The 19,237-nt window shown below is 67.9% G+C and carries 22 protein-coding genes and 1 pseudogene; 9 read left to right on the top strand and 14 right to left on the bottom strand.

Annotated elements, in window-relative coordinates; all coding sequences use genetic code 11:
- Nucleotides 1–170 precede the first annotated feature (170 nt).
- A complete protein-coding gene (locus tag ABWV53_RS07165; RefSeq protein WP_353364380.1) occupies nt 171–1,610 on the bottom strand; it encodes an MATE family efflux transporter in 1,440 nt (479 codons plus the stop codon).
- A gap of 82 nt (nt 1,611–1,692) precedes the next feature.
- Nucleotides 1,693–2,148, bottom strand: coding sequence for a MarR family winged helix-turn-helix transcriptional regulator (locus tag ABWV53_RS07160; protein ID WP_353364378.1), 456 nt, complete (start codon nt 2,146–2,148; stop codon nt 1,693–1,695).
- A gap of 50 nt (nt 2,149–2,198) precedes the next feature.
- Between ABWV53_RS07160 and ABWV53_RS07155 the strand changes: the two genes are divergently transcribed.
- Nucleotides 2,199–2,750, top strand: a complete 552-nt coding sequence (locus tag ABWV53_RS07155; RefSeq protein ID WP_353364376.1) for a PaaI family thioesterase — start codon at nt 2,199–2,201, stop codon at nt 2,748–2,750.
- Nucleotides 2,747–3,163 carry a lactoylglutathione lyase gene (gene gloA / locus ABWV53_RS07150; protein ID WP_353364374.1) on the top strand — a complete coding sequence of 139 codons (417 nt, stop codon included), beginning with the start codon at nt 2,747–2,749 and terminating at the stop codon, nt 3,161–3,163. The genes ABWV53_RS07155 and gloA overlap by 4 nt, the downstream gene beginning before the upstream one ends.
- A 72-nt stretch (nt 3,164–3,235) precedes the next feature.
- Here gloA and ABWV53_RS07145 read toward each other — a convergent pair whose 3' ends face one another.
- The 4 genes from ABWV53_RS07145 to ABWV53_RS07130 all read right to left on the bottom strand — a co-directional run bounded on the left by ABWV53_RS07145 (nt 3,236) and on the right by ABWV53_RS07130 (nt 6,981).
- On the bottom strand, nt 3,236–3,730 hold the full coding sequence (locus ABWV53_RS07145; protein WP_353364372.1) for a GNAT family N-acetyltransferase: 495 nt from the start codon (nt 3,728–3,730) through the stop codon (nt 3,236–3,238).
- Nucleotides 3,731–3,811: 81 nt separating this feature from the next.
- A complete protein-coding gene (gene eda / locus ABWV53_RS07140) occupies nt 3,812–4,465 on the bottom strand; it encodes a bifunctional 4-hydroxy-2-oxoglutarate aldolase/2-dehydro-3-deoxy-phosphogluconate aldolase (protein ID WP_353366659.1) in 654 nt (217 codons plus the stop codon).
- A gap of 59 nt (nt 4,466–4,524) precedes the next feature.
- Nucleotides 4,525–6,336, bottom strand: a complete 1,812-nt coding sequence (gene edd / locus ABWV53_RS07135; protein WP_353364370.1) for a phosphogluconate dehydratase — start codon at nt 6,334–6,336, stop codon at nt 4,525–4,527.
- A 114-nt stretch (nt 6,337–6,450) separates the two neighbouring features.
- Nucleotides 6,451–6,981 carry a gluconokinase gene (locus ABWV53_RS07130; RefSeq protein ID WP_353364368.1) on the bottom strand — a complete coding sequence of 177 codons (531 nt, stop codon included), beginning with the start codon at nt 6,979–6,981 and terminating at the stop codon, nt 6,451–6,453.
- Between the two features lie 129 nt (nt 6,982–7,110).
- Between ABWV53_RS07130 and gntR the strand changes: the two genes are divergently transcribed.
- Nucleotides 7,111–8,142, top strand: a complete 1,032-nt coding sequence (gntR, locus tag ABWV53_RS07125) for an HTH-type transcriptional regulator GntR (RefSeq protein ID WP_353364366.1) — start codon at nt 7,111–7,113, stop codon at nt 8,140–8,142.
- 83 nt (nt 8,143–8,225) lie between these two features.
- Here the strand turns inward: gntR and ABWV53_RS07120 are convergent, their stop codons facing one another.
- Nucleotides 8,226–8,756, bottom strand: a complete 531-nt coding sequence (locus tag ABWV53_RS07120) for an OmpA family protein (protein ID WP_353364364.1) — start codon at nt 8,754–8,756, stop codon at nt 8,226–8,228.
- Between the two features lie 69 nt (nt 8,757–8,825).
- Here ABWV53_RS07120 and ABWV53_RS07115 point away from each other — a divergent pair, with 69 nt between their 5' ends.
- The 3 genes from ABWV53_RS07115 to pdxH all read left to right on the top strand — a co-directional run bounded on the left by ABWV53_RS07115 (nt 8,826) and on the right by pdxH (nt 10,825).
- Entirely contained in the window at nt 8,826–9,425 is a 600-nt protein-coding gene (locus ABWV53_RS07115; protein ID WP_353364362.1) for a gamma-glutamylcyclotransferase, read from the top strand.
- A gap of 98 nt (nt 9,426–9,523) precedes the next feature.
- Entirely contained in the window at nt 9,524–10,069 is a 546-nt protein-coding gene (locus ABWV53_RS07110) for a superoxide dismutase family protein (protein WP_353364360.1), read from the top strand.
- 63 nt (nt 10,070–10,132) lie between these two features.
- The gene (pdxH, locus tag ABWV53_RS07105; protein ID WP_353364358.1) at nt 10,133–10,825 is read left to right on the top strand and encodes a pyridoxamine 5'-phosphate oxidase; all 693 of its coding nucleotides are present in this window, start codon (nt 10,133–10,135) and stop codon (nt 10,823–10,825) included.
- A gap of 301 nt (nt 10,826–11,126) precedes the next feature.
- Here pdxH and ABWV53_RS07100 read toward each other — a convergent pair whose 3' ends face one another.
- From ABWV53_RS07100 to merR, 5 genes and pseudogenes are all read right to left on the bottom strand, one after another.
- Entirely contained in the window at nt 11,127–12,080 is a 954-nt protein-coding gene (locus ABWV53_RS07100) for an AEC family transporter (RefSeq protein ID WP_353364356.1), read from the bottom strand.
- 129 nt (nt 12,081–12,209) lie between these two features.
- Nucleotides 12,210–13,235, bottom strand: coding sequence for a tripartite tricarboxylate transporter substrate-binding protein (locus tag ABWV53_RS07095; RefSeq protein WP_353364354.1), 1,026 nt, complete (start codon nt 13,233–13,235; stop codon nt 12,210–12,212).
- Nucleotides 13,236–13,323: 88 nt separating this feature from the next.
- Nucleotides 13,324–14,205, bottom strand: coding sequence for an HpcH/HpaI aldolase/citrate lyase family protein (locus ABWV53_RS07090; protein ID WP_353364352.1), 882 nt, complete (start codon nt 14,203–14,205; stop codon nt 13,324–13,326).
- Nucleotides 14,202–14,645: pseudogene (locus ABWV53_RS07085) on the bottom strand (MmgE/PrpD family protein); the annotation flags it as partial. The gene ABWV53_RS07090 and the pseudogene ABWV53_RS07085, both read right to left, overlap by 4 nt.
- 53 nt (nt 14,646–14,698) lie before the next feature.
- The gene (merR, locus tag ABWV53_RS07080; RefSeq protein ID WP_000414383.1) at nt 14,699–15,133 is read right to left on the bottom strand and encodes a mercury resistance transcriptional regulator MerR; all 435 of its coding nucleotides are present in this window, start codon (nt 15,131–15,133) and stop codon (nt 14,699–14,701) included.
- Between the two features lie 71 nt (nt 15,134–15,204).
- On the opposite strand from merR, the gene ABWV53_RS07075 reads away from it, so the two are divergent.
- Both ABWV53_RS07075 and merP read left to right on the top strand, forming a co-directional pair.
- On the top strand, nt 15,205–15,555 hold the full coding sequence (locus ABWV53_RS07075) for a mercuric transport protein MerT (RefSeq protein ID WP_001294666.1): 351 nt from the start codon (nt 15,205–15,207) through the stop codon (nt 15,553–15,555).
- 15 nt (nt 15,556–15,570) lie between these two features.
- Nucleotides 15,571–15,846, top strand: coding sequence for a mercury resistance system periplasmic binding protein MerP (merP, locus tag ABWV53_RS07070; protein ID WP_000732290.1), 276 nt, complete (start codon nt 15,571–15,573; stop codon nt 15,844–15,846).
- A 147-nt stretch (nt 15,847–15,993) separates the two neighbouring features.
- On the opposite strand, the gene ABWV53_RS07065 is transcribed toward merP, so the two are convergent.
- Both ABWV53_RS07065 and ABWV53_RS07060 read right to left on the bottom strand, forming a co-directional pair.
- On the bottom strand, nt 15,994–17,283 hold the full coding sequence (locus ABWV53_RS07065) for an ISL3 family transposase (protein WP_023343400.1): 1,290 nt from the start codon (nt 17,281–17,283) through the stop codon (nt 15,994–15,996).
- Nucleotides 17,284–17,297: 14 nt separating this feature from the next.
- Nucleotides 17,298–17,615, bottom strand: a complete 318-nt coding sequence (locus ABWV53_RS07060; RefSeq protein ID WP_032429244.1) for a DMT family transporter — start codon at nt 17,613–17,615, stop codon at nt 17,298–17,300.
- Between the two features lie 301 nt (nt 17,616–17,916).
- Here ABWV53_RS07060 and ABWV53_RS07055 point away from each other — a divergent pair, with 301 nt between their 5' ends.
- Nucleotides 17,917–19,173: a 3-phosphoshikimate 1-carboxyvinyltransferase gene (locus ABWV53_RS07055; RefSeq protein ID WP_353364348.1), complete on the top strand. Its 1,257-nt coding sequence runs from the start codon at nt 17,917–17,919 to the stop codon at nt 19,171–19,173.
- The last annotated feature ends 64 nt before the right edge of the window (nt 19,174–19,237 follow it).

The raw sequence follows: 19,237 nt of genomic DNA, 5'->3' as shown, positions 1-19,237 counted from the left end.
GGCGCACCGCTGACCGCAAACGCTCCGATCCCACAGCGACTAGCCTATTTGACATAATATACATCGTATCTAGCCATGATTCAGCTTCAACGAGAGGCGGTCGATCCACTCGGCTGGATCGACCAGCCACACTTGCCCCTCGAATCGATGCTGCCGTCAGCAGACACCGCCTAGTCCCGGCCCGAGCCGGCCCATGGCCAGCGCATCCGCCCAAACCACACTCCGCCGGCGATCGCCAGCGCATTCATCAAGCCGTAGACCACCAGCGCCACCGCCTGCGCCGCGAACACCTGGGCCACTGTGCCGCCCGATCGGAGTGCCCACCAGCCGCCGATACCGGCCACCAACAGCCGCGCGACATTGCCGCCGACCGGCCAAGCCAGCTTGCCGGCGCCCTGGGATGCAAAGTACAGCACCAGGCCGAGTCCGAAAAAACCATACACCGGGCCGACGATGCGCAGGTACTGGGCGCCGGCATCCAGCATGGCCGGCTCCGATCCAAACAGTCCGAGCCATGCGCGTGGGAACAGCGCGGCCGCAAGGCCGATGACCTCGGTCAGCGCGAAAGCGACGCCTGCGCCGATCCAGGTGGCCCGCATGGCGCGCTCGCGGTCTCCCGCGCCCAGGCAGGTGCCGACCAGGGTCACCAGCGGCGCCCCCAGCCCGAACACCAGGGGCACCAGGATGTATTCGAGCCGCGATGCGGTGCCGTAGCCCGCGATGGCCGCAGGCCCGAAATGGCCCACCAGTCCGGTCGCGATGCCGATGGTGAGATTGGTGGCCAGCGTGGACACCGCGCCGGCCAGACCCACGCGCAGGATGGCGCCAAACAGCGATTTGCTCCATTGAATCCCCTCGCGGGTCAGCCGCAACAGGCTGCGCCGCGATCGCAGGTAGGCGCACAGCGCCAGGGTGCCGCCCAGGTAGTACAGCACCAGCGCCAGCGCACCGCCGGCGATACCCATGGCGGGAATCGGACCCCAGCCGAAGATCAGCACCGGCGAGAGCGGCAGCAGCAGCACGGTGCCTGCCGTGGTGACCTGGGCGGGAAGCGCCATGTTGCCGGTGGCGCGCACCACGGCCGACAGGGCATTGAAGAGCCACACCAGCACGGCGCCGGCGAACACCGTGTGCGAGTAGGTCAGCGCCGCCTGCAGCGATGCGCCCTCCCCGCCCATCGACCGGTACAGCGCTGCCCCGCCCCACCAGAGCGCCACCGTGAACAGAAGACCGAAGGCGACGGCGATCCACACGCCCGCCCAGGCCAGCGACTCCGCCTGCGCCCGGTCGCGGCGGCCCAGCGCGCGGGCGATGGCGGACGCGATGGCACCTCCCATCGCGCCGGCGGATGTCATCTGCATCAGCATGACGATGGGAAAGACCAGCGCCATGCCCGCGAGCGCATCGGTGCCCAGGCGGCCGATGAACCACGTCTCTATCAGGCCCGCCGACGCCTGCGCCACCATGATCAGCATGTTGGGCGCCGCCATGCGCAGCAGCAAAGGCGCGAGCGGGGCCTCCAGCATGCGGCGCGTGCGAGGGTCGAGCTCGGCGGCGTCCGGCACAGCGGGCGGTGAAGGCAGTGGCGATGCGGTGATGGCGGTGGACATGGGCTGTGCGATCAGGTGGGTGGTGCCAAAGCCCCCCGCGCATCGGAAGGCGCTGGAGTGGCGCAAACGGCGGGTGGGGGAATCAGCCCTGTTCGCCCGGCTCCGGGTCGGTGCCGAGCAGGCGCACGGTATCGTCCAGCAGCGCATGCAGCGCCGCCACATGCGCCACGCCCAGCCGCTCGTTCAGCGCCTGCTGGGCGATGCGCCAGTGGCGCTGCGCTTCCTGCCGCTTGGCGCGACCGGATTCGGTCAACTGCACGCTGCGGCTGCGCGCGTCGTCTCCCGCCGCCACCTCCACCCAGCCGGCGTCCTGCAACGGCCGCAGGTTGCGGGTCAGCGTGGAGGCGTCCATGCGCATGGCCTGTGCCAGCTCACCCGGCCGCACGGGCTCCATGGCGAGAACATGGGACAGCAGCGAATACTGCGTCGTCTTCAGGCCCGCCTTGGCCACTTCGGCGTCATACCGCTGCGTGACGAGGCGCGTGACCTGGCGCAGCTTCAGGTTGGTACAGCCACGGGGTTTCGGTGCGTCGTTCATGGAATATGATTGTAGCTGCAATAGTTGTAGATGCAACCGAGGAGATGCACATGGCGATGGAAGAGACATTGACCCGATGGCTGGCGCAGGAGGACGCGGTCCTGCAGCGGATGAAGGCGGGGCCGGGAGCCGGCGTCGCGACGGCGGCGCAAATCGCCGGAAAGACCGGGCTGGAGGTCATGCAGGCGATGCTGGCCGGCCAGTTGCCCTACCCGCCCATCGCCGAGACGCTGGCTTTCTCGCTGGTGGAGGTGGCCGAAGGGTCGGCCATCTTCCAGGGCACCCCGGGCGGAGCCCACCTCAATCCCATGGGCACGGTGCACGGCGGCTGGTTCGCCACGTTGCTCGACTCCGCGCTGGGGTGCGCGGTGCATACGCGCATGCCGGCCGGCCGCGCCTACACCACCGCCGAGCTCAGCGTGAACATCGTCAAGGCGCTGACCCCCAAGGTGACCCGGGTGCGGGCCGAAGGCCGGGTGATCCATTGCGGCCGCCAGTTGGCCACCGCCGATGCCCGCCTGTTCGGGCCCGACGGCACGCTCTATGCCCACGCCACGACGACCTGCCTGGTTTTCGAGATGCCGGCACAATCGCGGGCATGAGATTCCTCCACACCATGCTGCGCGTCGGCAACCTCCAGCGCTCGATCGACTTCTACACCCAGGTGCTGGGCATGCAACTGCTGCGGCAGTCCGAGAACCCGGAATACCAGTATTCGTTGGCATTCCTCGGCTTCGACGGCGGCAACCCCGGCCAGGCCGAGATCGAGCTGACCTACAACTGGGGTACCGACAGCTACGAGATGGGCACGGCCTACGGGCACATCGCCCTGGGCGTGCCGGACGCCTATGCGGCGTGCGAAAAGATCAAGGCCGCTGGCGGCAATGTCACCCGCGAGGCTGGGCCGGTCAAGGGCGGCACCACGGTGATCGCCTTCGTGACCGATCCGGACGGCTACAAGATCGAACTGATCGAGCGCAAGAGCGACACCGGCGCGGGCACCGGTCTGCGCTGATTCCGCACCGACCCTCCGCCAGGCTCGCTGGCGGAGGGGCCAGGTGGCAGTGCCAGTGCCAGTGCGACCGCGTCAGTCCACTGGCTTTGCTGCGGCCAGCGCGTGGAGCGCCTCGCCGGTCAGGCGGTAGCGGATCCACTCCGCCTGCGGCTTGGCGCCCAGGCTGTCGTAGAAGGCGATGGACGGCGTGTTCCAGTCCAGCACGCTCCACTCGAATCGCCCGCAGTCGCGGTCGACCGCGATGGCGGCCAGGTGTTGCAGCAAGGCCTTGCCGGCACCCTGGCCCCGGCATTCCGGCGACACGTACAGGTCTTCCAGATAAAGGCCGTGGCGGCCCTGCCAGGTCGAGAAATTGAAGAAGTAGATGGCGAAGCCGACCGGCTGGCCGCCATCGAGGCAGATCAGGCCGAACACGGCCGGGTCGGGGCAGAACAGCGTGCGCTCCAGGTGCTCGGGCGTGGCCAGCACTTCGTGCTCGGCCTTTTCGTAGATCGCCAGTTCACGGACGAACCGCAGGATGAGGCCGGTGTCTTCGGCGGTGGCGGGGCGGATGGTCAAAGAGGTCATGCACGATAACGCGGTGGGCGGGCCGCCCGCAGCGGCCCTTCATCGAATGCTATCATTTTAATAGCTGCAGGCGCTTGCATATCAAGCGCCGGCGGGCGATTTGGCTCGAATTCCAGCGCGCAGCGCCGCCGCCGCCTTCGCCAGTTCGGTCACCCGAGCCCAGTCGCCCTGCGCCAGCGCGTCGCCCGGCACCAGCCAGGAGCCACCCACGCAGGCCACGTTGCCGAGCGCCAGGAATTCGGCCGCGTTGCCAGGCTGGATGCCGCCGGTTGGGCAGAACACCACGTCGCCGAACGGGCCTTGCCACGCCTTGAGCATGGCCAGCCCGCCCGCCTGCACGGCGGGGAAGAACTTCAGCGCGTGAAAGCCCTCCTCCTGCGCCATCATGATCTCGCTGCCGGTCGCCACGCCGGGCAGCAGCGGCACGCCCAGGTCCTGGCATGCCCGGCCCACGGCCGGGGTGAAGCCCGGGCTGACGGCAAAGCGCGCTCCGGCCCGTGACGCGGCCCGCGCATCGGCAGCGCTGCGCACGGTGCCGGCGCCCACCACCGCTTCAGGCACGTCGCGCGCGATCGCCTCCATGCAGGCCAGCGCCTGCGGCGTGCGCAGCGTCACCTCCAGCATGCGGATGCCGCCCGCGACCAGGGCCCGCGCCATGGGCACGGCATGCGCCACGTCGTTCAGCACGATCACCGGGATGACAGGCGCGTCGCGCATGACGTCGGTCGCCGTCAGGGCGGCGGCGGCGGCCGTGCCGGCCGGTTGCGGGCGACCGGCGTCGCCCAGGTTGTCGTTCAAAGCCACGAGCAAGCCCCCTCTTCTGCGCTCAGCGCGTTGCGCCGGAAACCGGCAAACAGTTCACGACCCCAGCCGTGCGTGTTGTCCACGGCCTGGGCCGCCGGCATCACGGCCGGCGTGCGGGCCTGCCAAGCGGCCGGGTCCACCAGCACCTCCAGCGTGCCGGCCACCGCGTCGAGACGGATCACGTCGCCGTCCTGCACGCGCGACAACGCGCCGCCGGCATGGGCCTCGGGCGAGACGTGGATGGCGGCCGGCACCTTGCCGGACGCCCCGCTCATGCGGCCATCGGTCACCAGTGCCACCCGGTAGCCCTTGCCCTGCAGCACGGCCAGCGGCGGCGTCAGCTTGTGCAGCTCGGGCATGCCGTTGGCCTGCGGGCCCTGCCACCGCACCACGCACACCACGTCGCGGTCGAGCTGGCCGGCCTGGAACGCCGCCTGCAGCTCCGCCTGGGAGCCGAACACGGCGGCCGGCGCCTCGATCACGTGGCGGTCTTCCGGCACGGCAGACACCTTGATCACGCTGCGGCCCAGATTGCCCTGCAGCAGCTTGAGGCCGCCCGTGGCGCTGAACGGATCGATCGCAGGCCGCAGCACAGTGTCGTCCCCGCTGGCGCCGATGTCGTTCCAGACCAGGCGGCCCTCTGCATCGCCGCCCGGCAGCCGGGTGAATTCGCGGATGCCGCCGGGCCGCACGGTGAGCACGTCGCCGTGCATGAGGCCGGCGTCCAGCAACTCGCGCAGCACGTAGCCCGGGCCGCCCGCGGCCTGGAACTGGTTCACGTCGGCGCTGCCGTTGGGGTAGACCCGCGCCAGCAGCGGCACCACGTGCGACAGCTCGGCGAAGTCGTCCCAGTCGATCGCGATGCCGGCGGCGCGCGCCACCGCCACCCAGTGGATCAGATGGTTGGTGGAGCCGCCGGTAGCCAGCAGCGCAGCCATGGCGTTGACGATGCAGCGCTCGTCCACCACCTGGCCGATGGGCGGGCAGGCGCCGGCCAGCACCGTGCGGGCCGCCTCGCGCGTGAGCTCCTGGCGCAGCGACTGGCCGGGGTTGATGAACGCGGTGCCGGGCACGTGCAGGCCCATCGCCTCCAGCAGCATCTGGTTGCTGTTGGCCGTGCCGTAGAAGGTGCAGGTGCCCTCGCCGTGGTAGGCGGCCGACTCGGCCGCCAGCAGCTCCGCCCGGCCGACCAGGCCCTGCGCGGCCTGTTCGCGCACCTTGGCCTTGGCGTTGTTGGGCAGGCCCGAGGTCATCGGCCCGGCGGGCACGAAGACGGTGGACAAATGGCCGAACTGCAGGGCGCCGATCAGCAGGCCGGGCACGATCTTGTCGCACACGCCGAGCATCAGCGCCGCGTCGAACACATCGTGGCTGAGCGACACCGCCGTGGCCATGGCGATCACGTCGCGGCTGAAGAGGCTGAGCTCCATGCCCGGCGTGCCCTGGGTCACGCCATCGCACATCGCCGGCACGCCGCCGGCCACCTGGGCCGTGGCGCCGTGCTGGCGCGCCTCGGCCTTGATGAGGTCCGGGTAATGCTGCAGCGGCGCATGGGCCGACAGCATGTCGTTGTAGGCATTGACGATGCCGATGTTGGGCGCCTTGGCCGCGACCACGCGCAGCTTGTCGTTCTGCGGCATGCCCGCGAAGGCGTGCGCCACATTGGCGCAGCCCATGCGGTCGGCGCCCCGGTCGCGCGCGCCCAGCGCGGCGATGCGCTCGAGGTAGGCCGTGCGGGTGGCGTGGCTGCGCTCGCGAATGCGGTCGGTGACGGCTTGGACGGTGGGGTGAAGAGATGTCATGACGTGGGGGCCTTCATACGGTGGGCCGTGGGGGGCGAGGATGCGCGAGGGCCTGGAGGTATCGTACCAATTGCGCCTGTCCCGCCCGAGGCCGGGAATGTGTCAGACAGAGTGTCAGACAGCTCTGCAGGGCGGGGCACCAGCCACCCATCGGCGCACCTGGGCGGCGGACTCGGACAGCGGCGCCGTGGCCGGCAGCGTCAGCACGCCGGGTTCGCCCTCGGGCGACTCCAGCGTCTGGAACTGGCTGTCCACCAGGCTGGCGGGAAAGATGTGGACGGCCGAGCGGGCCTGCACCCGCGCCAGCGCCTCGTCCCGGTCGATCTGCATGAAGACGAAGCGCAGCGCCGGCACCGCAGAGCGCAGCCGGTCGCGGTAGGCGCGCTTGAGCGCCGAGCACGTCAGCACGGCCCCCGTGCGATGCGCCGCGAGCTCCTGGCCCAGTCGGGCCAGCCAGCCCTCGCGGTCGGCGTCGGTCAGCGGCGTGCCGCTCTGCATCTTGCGGATGTTCGCCTCGGGGTGGAAGTCGTCGCCCTCGATGAGCGGCAGCCGCAGCTCGCTCGCCACGGCCTGGCCCAGGCTGGACTTGCCGCAGCCGGAGACACCCATCACCACCAGCCAGACGCCCTCGACGGGTTGTTGCATCGCTAGGTTTCCTTATGGAGCGGGCCTTCCCTCGCTGCCGAAGAAAGCGCCGTGCAAACTATTGGATAGCGCTATCCTAACCGCTCCGGAATGTCGTCTTCGGCTGCGTCCACTGGCCCTATCTCTCCCATGACCGACCAACCACCCCCTGAGCGCCGGCGGGCCACCGGCCGCGTGACCCTGCGGGAGGTCGCCCTGGCGGCGGGCGTGAGCCCGATCACCGTGTCGCGCGCCCTGCGGGGTGAGCGCGCCGTCGCGCCCGCGCTGGCCGAGCGGGCGCGGGCGGCGGCCCTGCAGCTCGGCTACGTGCCCGACCCCGCCGCCCGGGCCCTCGCCTCGCGCCATGGCAGCCAGGTGCTGGTGCTCGTGCCGCTGCTGACCAACGCCCTTTTCGTGGACGTGCTCGAGGCCGTGCACCGCAGCCTGTTCCCCCAGGGCCTTCACCCCTTGATCGGGGTGACCCACTACGACGCCGCCGAAGAAGAGCTGCTGCTGCGCACCTACCTGCCCCACCGCCCGGCGGGTCTGCTGGTCACCGGCTTCGACCGCACCGACGCCGCCCGCGAGCTCATCGAGCGCAGCGGCGTGCCCTGCGTGCACCTGATGGAAACGCGCTCCGCCCCCGGTGTCGCCTGCGTGGGCTTCTCCCAGGCGGACGCCGGCGCCACGGTGACCCGCCACCTGCTGGAGCAGGGGCGCCGGCGCATCGCCTTCTGCGCCGCCCAGCTCGATCCGCGCACCCTGCAGCGCGCCGAGGGCTACCGCCGCTGCCTGCAGTTGGCCCGCTGCCATGACCCGGCCCTCGAACTGCTGAGCCCAGAACCTTCCTCCATCGCCCTCGGCGCCCGGCTCTTCGAAGACCTGCTGGCCCGCTCGCCGGATGTGGACGCGATCTTCTTTTGCAATGACGACCTGGCCCAGGGCGGCCTGCTCGCGGCCCACCGGCTGGGCGTGCCGGTGCCCGGGCGGGTCGCGGTGGCCGGGTTCAACGATCTGGCGGGCAGCGACCAGATGGTGCCGCCGCTGACCACCCTGCGCACGCCGCGGGCCGAGGTCGGCCGGGCGGCCGCGGCCATGCTGCTCGGCATGATCCGCGGCAGCGCCCCCGAGCCCGGCTGCGTGGAGCTGGAGTTCGAGCTGATCGTGCGGGGCAGTACCTGACGCGCCTGGTTTTGCGCAGTGGGCCGCGCCCATGAAAAAGCCCGGTCGGGCCGGGCTTCCTGGGGGACGGGAGACTGTGCGATTTACATCGGCGCCAGCGTCACCTCGACACGGCGGGCCTCGGCGTTGGGGCCGCCGGCCTGGGTGACTTCGGGCTTGCGCAGCTCGATCTTGTCTTCGGGCACGCCGGCAGACTTGAGCGCTTCACGCACGTTGATGGCGCGGTCCTTGGCCAGTTGCGCGTTCACTTCGGCGTCGCCGGTGGCGTCATGGAAGCCGGAGACGATCACCGAGCGGCCTTCGGCCACGGCGCGGGCGATGTCGGCCAGCGCGGGCTGGGCGTCCTGAGCCAGGTCGGCGCGGCCGGTGGCGAAGTAGAAACGCACCACGCCCCCGTCCACCACCACGCGGGCGACGTCGTTGTCCGTCACGTCGAGCGTGCCGGCCGGAGCCACCACCACGGCGGCGGGCTCGACCACCGGAGCGCGGGCCACCGCACGCTGCTTGTACACCGTCACGCCCACCACCGTGGACACCACCAGCGCGATCAGCGCAAAGAGAAAGCCCAGTGCGAAGCGTTGCTGGCTGTCGTCGTCGGACGTGTTGAAGGACATGGTCGGAACTCCGTAAATAATAGGGATGGGAAAGCTTGGAACAAAACCCGCTGATTGTAGAGTCTCGCCATGCCATCGATTGCCGCCCCCCTGCGCGATCCCGCGCCCATGCTCGAACAGGCGCTGGCCGAATGGGGCGGCGCGTCGGACCTGTGGGTGTTCGGCTACGGCTCGCTGATCTGGCGCCCCGACTTCGACTACGCCGAGCGGCGCGAAGCCAAGGTGCATGGCTGGCACCGCGCGCTGAAGATGTGGAGCCGCCTCAATCGCGGCACGCCCGAGTGTCCGGGCCTGGTCTTCGGCATGCTCTCCGGCGGCAGCTGCCGCGGCATGGTGTTTCGCGTGCCGCAGGCCCAGGCGCGGCAGGTGATGATCAACCTGTGGCAGCGCGAGATGGCGCTGGGCGTGTACGACCCGCGCTGGCTCGACTGCCGTACGGCGCAGGGCACCGTGCAGGCGCTCGCCTTCACGCTGTCGCGCCGCAGCCCGAGCCACGCTGGCGTGCTGCCCGACGCGGAGTACCAGCGCATCTTCGCCGAGGCGGCCGGCATCTACGGCACGACGCGGGACTACGCCCAGGCCACCTATGACGAACTCCTGCGCTTGGGCATCGACGACCGTGCCCTGGGGCGTCTGCTGGCGGTGGCCAACGCCTCCAGAAGCTTCTGACCCGCAGGCCGCGCCGGCAGGTGGCGGCGATGTCCGACGCCGCCCGCCTCGCACGGCCGGCATCATGCGCGTCGCTTTCATTTGTCAGGAGACTTCCGATGCCAGCCTCTTTCCGCCCTTCCCGCGCCACGCGGGCCTTCCTGCTCGGCCTGGGCGCCGTGGCACTCGCCGGCTGCGCCAGCATGTCGTCCAACCCCACGGCCACGGCCCGGCTGGAGCCCACCCGCGGCAACCAGACCTCGGGCGAGGTGCGCTTCGTGCAGCATGGCGACCAGGTGCGCGTCACCGGTGAAGTGCGCGGGCTGAAGCCCGGCACCGAGCACGGCTTCCACGTGCACGAAAAGGGCGACTGCTCCAGCGGCGACGGCAACAGCGCGGGAGGCCACTTCAACCCCCTGGCCAAGCCGCACGGCCAGCACGGCCACGGCGAACACCACACCGGCGACCTGCCCAGCCTGGTGGCGGACTCCGCCGGCGTGGCGCGTTTCTCGTTCGAATCGCGCAGCATCAGCGTGGGCAGCGGCAGCACCGATATCGTGGGCCGGGGCCTGATCGTGCATGCCCAGGCCGACGACTACATGACCCAGCCCACGGGCAACGCCGGCGCCCGCCTGGCCTGCGCCGTGATCCAGGCCGCGAAGTAATTCGGGCCGGGGCAGGGCCGCGCCCTGCGGTGCGCTGCGGCGGCATGCGGGCACAATTCCGGCATGACCGACCGCACTCCCCCGTCCGCCCTGCCCCCGTCCCCTCCCCCGGCCCCGCTGTCCACCGCGGTGGCCGACCTGCGCAAGAGCTACGAGCGCGCGGAGCTGAGCGAAGACGCCTCCCAGGCGAACCCGCTGCGCCAGTTCGACCTCTGGCTCGGCGAGGCGCTCTCGGCCCAGTTGCCGGAGCCCAACGCCATGACCGTGGCCACCGTGGGCGCCGACCTGCGGCCCAGCACGCGCATCGTGCTCATCAAGGGCTACGACGAGCGCGGCATCGTCTGGTTCACCAATTACGACAGCCGCAAAGGCCGGCAACTGGCGGGCAACCCCTTCGCCGCGCTCCAGTTCCACTGGGTCGAGCTGGAGCGTGTCGTGCGCATCGAGGGCGTGGTCGAGAAGGTGAGCGACGAGGAGAGCGATGCCTACTTCGCCAGCCGCCCGCTCGATTCGCGCATCGGCGCCTGGGCCAGCCCGCAGAGCCAGGTGATCGCGGGGCGCGGCGTGCTGGTCGCCAACGCCGCCAAGTACGCCGCGCAGTTCATGCTGCAGCCGCCCCGCCCGCCGCACTGGGGCGGCTACCGCCTCAAGCCCGAGCAGTGGGAGTTCTGGCAGGGCCGCAAGAGCCGCCTGCACGACCGCCTGCGCTACCGGCAGGAAGGCGGCGCCTGGGTGCGGGAGCGACTGGCGCCCTGAGAACGTGTTGACGATCTCCCAGGGGTCGCGCAGCGGTGTGGGCGGGTGGGCTGCAAGGCGCGGTGCGCAGTGGATAGCTTGGGCTATCCACAAGCGCCGCAACGCCGCAGAGCGCCCGCCCACACCGCTGCCCTTCGGGTTGGAACGAAATCGGGCCATGGCAACGAGTTTTGAGGCTCCGGCTGCTTGCATGGGCACGAGCCCATGCAGCGCATCCGCAGCATCCACTCATCCCGATTGCGATCCAACCCGATCCCCTGCGAGATCGTAACCACGTTCTGAATGGCCGGCAGGCGTGCGCTCAGTGCGGGAGCCAGCGCGTCAGCAGCAAGACGAGCGGCAGGGTGACGAGCGCCAGGCCGGTCGATATCGCAATGCTGGAAGACACCTCGTCCTGCATCACTCCATAGCGCTGGGTGAAGAGAAACACGTTGGCGCCCACCGGCAGGCAGGCCACGGCGAACATCACCGCCACCGACACCCCCCGCAGATCCAGCGCCCAGGCCAGCGCGAACACGAGCAGCGGATGCAGCAGGTTCTTGACCAGCGCAATGCCCAGCGCATCGCGCCAGTGCGCGCCGATCTTGCTGTATGCGAGGGTGATGCCCACCAGCAGCAGCGCGATGGGCCCGAGGGCCGTGCCGAGCACTTGCAGGGGCTTGTCCACCACCGTGGGCAGCGCCCAGCCGGTCTGCGCCAGCAGCAGCCCGGCCAGGATCGGCATGGGCACGGGGTGGACGATGCCATTGCGCACGGCCTGCAGCACGGTGAACACCAGGGGGCGCGGCGCGGCGATGCCTGCGCGCTGCTGCTCCCTCGCCTCCGCCAGCTCGAAGACGACGGTCGCGGAGGTCAGCAGGATCAGCGAGTGCAGCGAGATCAGCGTCAGCAGCGTGACGAGGCCGCCCTCGCCATAGAGCAGCCCGATCAGCGGCACGCCGATCATCAGCGTGTTGCCGAACATGTGGGCCAGGCCGCGCGCCGCCGACCGGGTGGTGAAGCCGCACACCGCCATCGTGCCCACGAACACCAGGCCGCTCGCCAGGAAGTACAGGGCCACGGGCTGGAAGTCCAGATCCTGCACGCGCACGCCCGCCATGGTGCGAAAGAGCAGTGCCGGCGTCAGCACCAGGAAGACGAGGTTGGACAGGTCCTTGATGGCCGACGCCCGCACCCAGCCGATGCGGGCGGTGAAGAATCCCACGGCGATGCACAGGATGACCGGAACGAGCGAAGCGAAGACGGGGGAATTCACGGGGAGCGGGATGCGGCCGTCACGGGCACCCGGTGGCTGCCCTGCGAGGCCGGATGCCCGAAGGCCGAGTGCCTGGAAGGGAGCCGATTATCGCCGGCCCCCGCGCCGTCCTCGGGTGGATGGGCGGCTTCAGTCCGCGTAGACGCCTGCCTGGCGGATCACCGGCGCCCACTTGGCGATCTCGGCGGCCAGGTGCGTGCGCAGCCCCTCGGGCGTGACCTTGTCCATCGGCGGCACCTCGGAGCTGAGCTCCGCCAGCCGCTGCGTCACCACCGGGTCCTGCAGGGCCACCCGCAGTGCCTCGTTGAGCTTCTTCAGCGCCTCGGGCGGCGTGCCGCGCGGGGCGTAGAGGCCGTGCCAGACCTTCACCTCGAAGCCTTTCAGGCCCTGCTCATCCAGCGTGGGCACGTTCGGCAGCGCGGCCAGGCGCCGCGGCATGGCCACGCCGATCACCTTCACCCGGTTCTCCTTGATGAAGGGCACGGTCTGCGTCGTCTGGTCGCACAGCAGGTCGACCTGGCCGCCCAGCAGGTCGGTCATCGCGGGGCCGGTGCCCTTGTACGGCACGGTGGTGAGCTCCTCGCCGATCTGGGTCATGAAGAGCAGGCCGCACAGGTGCGAGACTGCGCCCAGGCCGGCGTTGGCCAGGGTGACCTTGCCCTTGTTGGCCTTGATGTAGCCCAGCACGCCCTGCAGGTCGGTGGCGGGGAAGTCCTTGCGCGCCAGCAGCGTCATGGGCACGTCCACCACCTGGCCGATGGGCTCGAAGTCCTTGACCGGGTCGAAGCTCAGCCTCTTGTAGAGCGCGGGCGCCGTCGCCATGCCCATGTGGTGCAGGAAGACGGTGTAGCCATTGGCCGGCGCACGCGCCACCTTGGCGGCGGCGATGGTGCCGCCCGCGCCGGCGGCGTTTTCCACGATGACCGGCTGGCCGAGCGACTTGCCCATGGGCACGGCCAGCATGCGCGCGACCACGTCGGTCGGGCCGCCGGCGGCGAAGGGGATGACGATGGTGACCGGCTTGTCCGGAAAGCCGCCCTGGGCATGGGCGGGGCGGGAATGGCCGGCCAGCCACGCCGCCGCACCGGCCAGGCACAACAGGGCGGCTGCGCGGCGCAGCCCGAGCGGGCGAACGGAAAGGGTTGCGAACTTCATGGCGGTTGTCTCCTATAGGTATTGATGAGCCACAAAAAATCAGGAAGCGGGCTCCGGGCAGCGGCCCGGGGCCTCTGGACGGACGGGTCTACGGCGGCGCCTGCCCGGCGCGCAGCAGGCGCTGCGCCAGCGCGATGACGGGGGCGTCCACCATCTTTCCGTCCACCGTGCAGGCGGCGCCATTCGATTCGGCCTCGGCCCGCAGCACCCGGTGGGCCCAGGCCAGCTCGGCCGGCGTGGGCGCGAAGGCCGCATGCACGCCGGCGACCTGCGACGGGTGGATGCAGAGCTTCGCGCCGAAGCCGAAGCGGCGCGCACGGGCCGTGTCGGCGGCCAGGCGGTCGGCGTCGGCCAGGTCGGTGGTGACGCCGTCCACCGGCGGCGGCAGGCCGGCGCGGCGCGATGCCAGCACCAGCGCCCAGCGCAGGGGCGCCAGCTCGGCTTCGTCGGGTCCGCAGGCCAGCCCTAAGTCGGCCTGCAGATCGAGATGGCCGAAGGCGAGGCGCACCACGCCCGGCACGGCGGCGATGGCCTCGAGCCGCGCCGCGCCCTCGGCCGATTCGATCAGCGGCACCAGCAAGAAACCCGGGGAGCGTGCCTCATGGGGCAGCGCACCGGCCAGCGCCGCCAGCCCCTCGGGGGCCTCGGCCTTGGGTACGACGAGGCATTGCAGCCCGGTTCCGGCCAGCTGCCGGGCCAGCGCCAGGTCGTCCGCGTGGTCGGCAGTGCCCACGCCGTTGATGCGCACGGCCACGCGGCCCCTCTCCTCGGGCGCCAGCACGTTCCAGGCCGCCTGCAGCGCTGCGCGCGCCGCTGGGCGGGCCGCGGGGGATACGGCGTCCTCCAGGTCGACGATGACGGCGTCCGCGCCGCTGGCCAGCGCCTTCGGCAGCCGCTCCGGGCGGTCGGCCGGCACGAAGAGCAGGCTGCGCGCCGTCGCGACGGGGTGGGAGGGGCGGCGGGTGCTCATGCGCCCTCCCCGGCCGGCAGCAGCCTGTCCACGACGGGCCATTCGGCCACGCTCCAGAGCCGCTCCAGCGCCTCGCGCATCACGGCGGGGGGCACGCCGCCGGCGTGTTCGGCCAGGCGCAGCGCCTTGGCGGTGATTTCGGCGCGCGTCAGGGTGTTGCCGGGGTCACCCTTGGGCTCGTCGACCCGGCCATGCAGCACGCGCCCATCGGTGGTTGTGACGGTGACCTTGCCGATCCAGCGGCGCGGGTAGGCGGCGTCCACTTCGGGGTCCAGCACCATCTCCACCCGGTCGCGCAGGGCCTGGGTGGCGGGGCTCTGGTAGTGCGCGTCGAACTCGGCCAGGCCGGCATGGCCGTACTGCGCGGCCAGCGCCAGCACCGTGCCCATCGAGAACTTGCTCTGGTGCACCGTGGAAGGCCGCACCACCGGCCCCAGCAGGGGTCGTCTCAGAAAACGGAAAATAAAGCACGCTAAGGCGTAACTACCCTCGGCTACACCGCGTCGGCACCACGCGGCTCTTTCTCCCCTTGCAGCGAAGCAATCAGCGGGCAAGAAACGTTCCCTTGCCGCGCATGGCAGGCGAACACAAGTTCGGATAGCACGGTTTCCATGCGCGCCAGGTCGGTCATTTTTTCGCGCACGTCCTGAAGCTTGTGCTCGGCCAGGCTGCTGGCTTCCTCGCAGTGGGTGCCGTCATCCAGCCTCAGCAGCTCTGCGATCTCGTCGAGGCTGAATCCGAGCCGCTGGGCTGATTTCACGAAGCGCACCCGCGTCACATCCGCCTCGCCATAGCGGCGGATGCTGCCATAGGGCTTGTCCGGCTCCGGCAACAAGCCCTTGCGCTGATAGAACCGGATTGTTTCCACGTTGACCCCGGCCGCCTTGGCGAAAACGCCAATAGTCAGATTCTCCAAATTTTTTTCCATATCGCTTGACTCCGTACATTGGTACGGAAGTAAGCTTAAGCTATCCAATCCAGATTTGAAAGGACAAGCGTATGTCTGAACCTCAAAACGGGCGCGGGGCGCTCTTCACTGGCGGGCTAGCCGCCATCCTCGCCTCGGCTTGCTGCCTGGGGCCGCTGGTTCTTATCGCCCTGGGGTTCAGCGGCGCTTGGATCGGCAACTTGACGGTGTTGGAACCTTATCGCCCGATCTTCATCGGCGCGGCGTTGGTGGCGCTGTTTTTCGCCTGGCGGCGCATCTACCGACCGGCGCAAGCCTGCAAACCAGGGGATGTGTGTGCGATTCCCCAAGTGCGCGCTACTTACAAGCTCATTTTCTGGGTCGTGGCCGCGCTGGTTCTGGTCGCGCTCGGATTTCCCTACGTCATGCCATTTTTCTATTAATCACAGGAGTTCATCATGAAAAAACTGTTTGCCTCTCTCGCCATCGCTGCCGTTGTTGCCCCCGTGTGGGCCGCCACCCAGACCGTCACGCTGTCCGTACCGGGCATGACCTGCTCCGCTTGTCCGATCACCGTCAAGAAGGCGATTTCCAAGGTCGAAGGCGTCAGCAAAGTTAACGTGACCTTCGAGACACGCGAAGCGGTTGTCACCTTCGATGATGCCAAGACCAGCGTGCAGAAGCTGACCAAGGCCACCGAAGACGCAGGCTATCCGTCCAGCGTCAAGAAGTGAGGCACTGAAAACGGCAGCGCAGCACATCTGACGCCCTTGTCTGCTACCACAAACGAAAAAGGATCTGTCGCATGACCCATCTAAAAATCGGGTATCCGGATTTAATGGTTGATGGGGCTCCTTCACCCCACCAACCTTATACCACCCTCAGATGGTTGATAGATCGACCCCGTAATTGAGTTCCTCTGCGAAATCCGACAGTCCGTAACAGATGGTTTTCTTGTAGAATGGAGAGACCTTCGCAGTTGAGGCCTTCTTCTTGTGCTTCGTGGTGTAGAGCATTCGTGCCCGCATCACCTCGAAGGAGTAACCACGCCCTTCACGGTTCTTGTCCTTGGCCAGTCGGTTGATGGATTCCGTGTAAGCATTGGTGACGGGCATATCCGTCTCGAAGTAGGTCATGATCTCTTCGCGCCAGTTGCCCACCGCTCTGACCAGATCGCTCCAGATTTCCTTCTGGCCTTTCGGGACGGTGGCTATCCACTCGTCCAGGGCGGCTTCTGCCTGGGAGCGCGTGATGGCATCCCAGATGCCGTAGAAGTGCTCCTTGTGCTCGTAGGCGGCCAGCAGTTGCGGGAATGCGCCTGTCCAGGTCTCCATGATCAGCCGCTCTCGGTCTGAGACTTCGTGAGCGCGTTTCAGCAGGATTTTCCGGTCTCCCTTGAGGGTTCGGCTCTGGGAGGGTTTCAGCTCCTTTCTTAGGCCCTTGCGCACCTTCTCCAAGGCATCATTGGCCATGCGCACCACATGGAATTTATCGACCACGATACGGGCCTGTGGTAGCACCGTCTTGACCGCCGTACGGTAGGGGTTCCACATGTCCATGCTGACGATCTCGACCTTCTGCCGGTCTTTCAGCTTCATCAGGTAGTTGGTCACCAAGTCCTGCCGGCGGGTGGTCAGCAGGTCGAGCAGGGTTCTCTCCTCGATGTTGGTCAGAATGCAGCGGTAGCGCTTGTTCAGGTACAGCTCGTCTATACCCAGAATGCGAGGCGTCTCGAATCGGTGCCAGCGCCCCAGGAACTCGGCGCGAGCGCTGAAGATGTCGCGTACCGTCTTCTCGTCCAGGCCAGTCTGCGCCGCCACGAAGGTGTAGGGGTGGTTGAAGGATTCTTTCTCCACGTACTCATGCAGCCGCCGCGTCATGCGGAAGCCGTCCACCATCTCCGGTAGCTGGGGCCTGAAGGAGGTCTTGCAGGCCCGGCAGGTGTACCGGCGACGAACCACCCAGAGGGTGACCCGCTTGCCGTGGATGGGCAAATCACGATAAGGAACATCACGCTTGCCGAACCGCACGATTTCACCCTGCACGCCACATTTCTCGCACGCGATGGGATCGGGTGCGTCCACCTGGAAGTGCATTTCGTCGTCTGTCGACTTGGAGTCCCTGACCTCATAATTTGAGAGGTTAATAAGGCCAGTAACGAGACCCATCATTAATAACCTCGATGTCAGGCGCTGGATAGTTTCATTAACACCAACCCTGAAACAATGAGGATCGCAGCAATGATTCTCGCTGCATTAACCGGTTCAGCCAAAAATGCGATTCCGACAAGAAAAGCGCCTACAGCTCCTATTCCCGTCCAGATTGTGTAGGCAGTTCCGAGTGGAATAGTTCGCATGGCGACTGCTAACAGCCAGAAGCTGGCCACCATTGTAGAAATCGTGATGATCGATGGTAAGAGCCGACTGAAGCCATGAGATTGCTTCATTGTGTAAGCCCACACAATCTCAAGGACACCGGCAACGAGAAGATATACCCAAGGCATTGACCCCTCCGAAATATAACGGGGCCAGGTCGTCCTGGTCATTACTTCCCAAGGTGGGGGAGGTCGTCCTCCTATAGATGGACTGATACTAACCCGCGAAGGGAGGCTGATCAACCATATTCTCCGGTGAGAAAGTGGGAATTACAGGCTGCCAGCAAAGGAGATATCAACCAGATATTCCGGTTACCCTAAAATACGCAGATCACCCACTCACTCGACAAGCATGGCGTGTTTGCCTGATGATTCGGGTCCGCACGTCGGCCACTCCACGCCACCTCGCCTTGACCAGGAGCCTTGTACCTTGAGTTCGCAGAAAACCGTGACCGTTACACCGCCCAACTTCCCCCTCACTGGCAAGGTCGCGCCCCCCGGCTCCAAATCCATTACCAACCGTGCTCTGTTGCTCGCGGCACTGGCCAAGGGCACCAGCCGTTTGAGCGGCGCGCTCAAAAGCGATGACACACGCCATATGTCGGTCGCCCTGGGGCAGATGGGCGTCACCATCGACGAGCCGGACGACACCACCTTTGTCGTCACCAGCCAAGGCTCGCTGCAATTGCCGGCCCAGCCGTTGTTCCTCGGCAACGCCGGCACCGCCATGCGCTTTCTCACGGCTGCCGTCGCCACCGTGCAAGGCACCGTGGTACTGGACGGTGACGAGTACATGCAAAAACGCCCGATCGGCCCGCTGCTGGCCACCCTGGGCCAGAACGGCATCCAGGTCGACAGCCCCACCGGTTGCCCACCGGTAACGGTGCATGGCGCGGGCAAGGTCCAGGCCAGGCGTTTTGAGATTGACGGAGGCTTGTCCAGCCAGTACGTATCGGCCCTGCTGATGCTGGCGGCGTGCGGCGAAGCACCGATTGAAGTGGCGCTGACCGGCAAGGACATCGGCGCCCGTGGCTATGTGGACCTGACCCTCGATTGCATGCGTGCGTTCGGGGCCCAGGTAGACATCGTGGACGACACCACCTGGCGCGTGGCCCCCACGGGCTATACCGCCCATGATTACCTGATCGAACCCGACGCTTCCGCCGCCACTTACCTGTGGGCCGCAGAAGTACTGACCGGTGGCCGTATCGATATTGGTGTAGCCGCGCAGGATTTCACCCAGCCCGACGCCAAGGCACAGGCCGTGATCGCGCAATTCCCGAACATGCAGGCCACGGTGGTGGGTTCACAAATGCAGGATGCGATCCCGACCCTGGCGGTGCTCGCCGCATTCAACAATACCCCGGTGCGCTTCACTGAACTGGCGAACCTGCGCGTCAAGGAATGTGACCGCGTGCAGGCGCTGCACGATGGCCTCAACGAAATTCGCCCGGGCCTGGCGACCATCGAAGGTGATGACCTGCTGGTTGCCAGCGACCCCGCTTTGGCTGGCACCGCCTGCACCGCACTGATCGATACCCACGCCGACCATCGCATCGCCATGTGCTTTGCCCTGGCCGGGCTGAAAGTCTCGGGCATTCGCATCCAAGACCCTGATTGCGTAGCCAAGACCTACCCTGACTACTGGAAAGCGCTGGCCAGCCTGGGCGTTCACTTGAGCTACTGACACACAAACCTGTGGGAGCGAGCTTGCTCGCGAAAAACGTTAACCAAAACGCGTGTTTGCTGAA

The sequence above is a fragment of the Acidovorax sp. FG27 genome (assembly GCF_040365715.1).
Taxonomy (GTDB): Bacteria; Pseudomonadota; Gammaproteobacteria; order Burkholderiales; family Burkholderiaceae_C; genus Paracidovorax.
This window is presented reverse-complemented; position numbering and strand designations above follow the sequence as displayed.

Excerpts from the sequence above, each read along its gene's own strand:
- pdxH (WP_353364358.1), top strand. The coding sequence starts at position 10,133 with ATGACCGACCGCACTCCCCCGTCCGCCCTGCCCCCGTCCCCTCCCCCG.
- ABWV53_RS07060 (WP_032429244.1), bottom strand. The coding sequence starts at position 17,615 with ATGCCTTGGGTATATCTTCTCGTTGCCGGTGTCCTTGAGATTGTGTGG.
- ABWV53_RS07160 (WP_353364378.1), bottom strand. The coding sequence starts at position 2,148 with ATGAACGACGCACCGAAACCCCGTGGCTGTACCAACCTGAAGCTGCGC.
- ABWV53_RS07155 (WP_353364376.1), top strand. The coding sequence starts at position 2,199 with ATGGCGATGGAAGAGACATTGACCCGATGGCTGGCGCAGGAGGACGCG.
- ABWV53_RS07065 (WP_023343400.1), bottom strand. The coding sequence starts at position 17,283 with ATGATGGGTCTCGTTACTGGCCTTATTAACCTCTCAAATTATGAGGTC.
- ABWV53_RS07075 (WP_001294666.1), top strand. The coding sequence starts at position 15,205 with ATGTCTGAACCTCAAAACGGGCGCGGGGCGCTCTTCACTGGCGGGCTA.
- ABWV53_RS07120 (WP_353364364.1), bottom strand. The coding sequence starts at position 8,756 with ATGTCCTTCAACACGTCCGACGACGACAGCCAGCAACGCTTCGCACTG.
- edd (WP_353364370.1), bottom strand. The coding sequence starts at position 6,336 with ATGACATCTCTTCACCCCACCGTCCAAGCCGTCACCGACCGCATTCGC.
- gloA (WP_353364374.1), top strand. The coding sequence starts at position 2,747 with ATGAGATTCCTCCACACCATGCTGCGCGTCGGCAACCTCCAGCGCTCG.
- merR (WP_000414383.1), bottom strand. The coding sequence starts at position 15,133 with ATGGAAAAAAATTTGGAGAATCTGACTATTGGCGTTTTCGCCAAGGCG.
- ABWV53_RS07130 (WP_353364368.1), bottom strand. The coding sequence starts at position 6,981 with ATGCAACAACCCGTCGAGGGCGTCTGGCTGGTGGTGATGGGTGTCTCC.
- ABWV53_RS07090 (WP_353364352.1), bottom strand. The coding sequence starts at position 14,205 with ATGAGCACCCGCCGCCCCTCCCACCCCGTCGCGACGGCGCGCAGCCTG.
- merP (WP_000732290.1), top strand. The coding sequence starts at position 15,571 with ATGAAAAAACTGTTTGCCTCTCTCGCCATCGCTGCCGTTGTTGCCCCC.
- ABWV53_RS07115 (WP_353364362.1), top strand. The coding sequence starts at position 8,826 with ATGCCATCGATTGCCGCCCCCCTGCGCGATCCCGCGCCCATGCTCGAA.
- ABWV53_RS07095 (WP_353364354.1), bottom strand. The coding sequence starts at position 13,235 with ATGAAGTTCGCAACCCTTTCCGTTCGCCCGCTCGGGCTGCGCCGCGCA.
- ABWV53_RS07165 (WP_353364380.1), bottom strand. The coding sequence starts at position 1,610 with ATGTCCACCGCCATCACCGCATCGCCACTGCCTTCACCGCCCGCTGTG.
- gntR (WP_353364366.1), top strand. The coding sequence starts at position 7,111 with ATGACCGACCAACCACCCCCTGAGCGCCGGCGGGCCACCGGCCGCGTG.
- ABWV53_RS07145 (WP_353364372.1), bottom strand. The coding sequence starts at position 3,730 with ATGACCTCTTTGACCATCCGCCCCGCCACCGCCGAAGACACCGGCCTC.
- ABWV53_RS07110 (WP_353364360.1), top strand. The coding sequence starts at position 9,524 with ATGCCAGCCTCTTTCCGCCCTTCCCGCGCCACGCGGGCCTTCCTGCTC.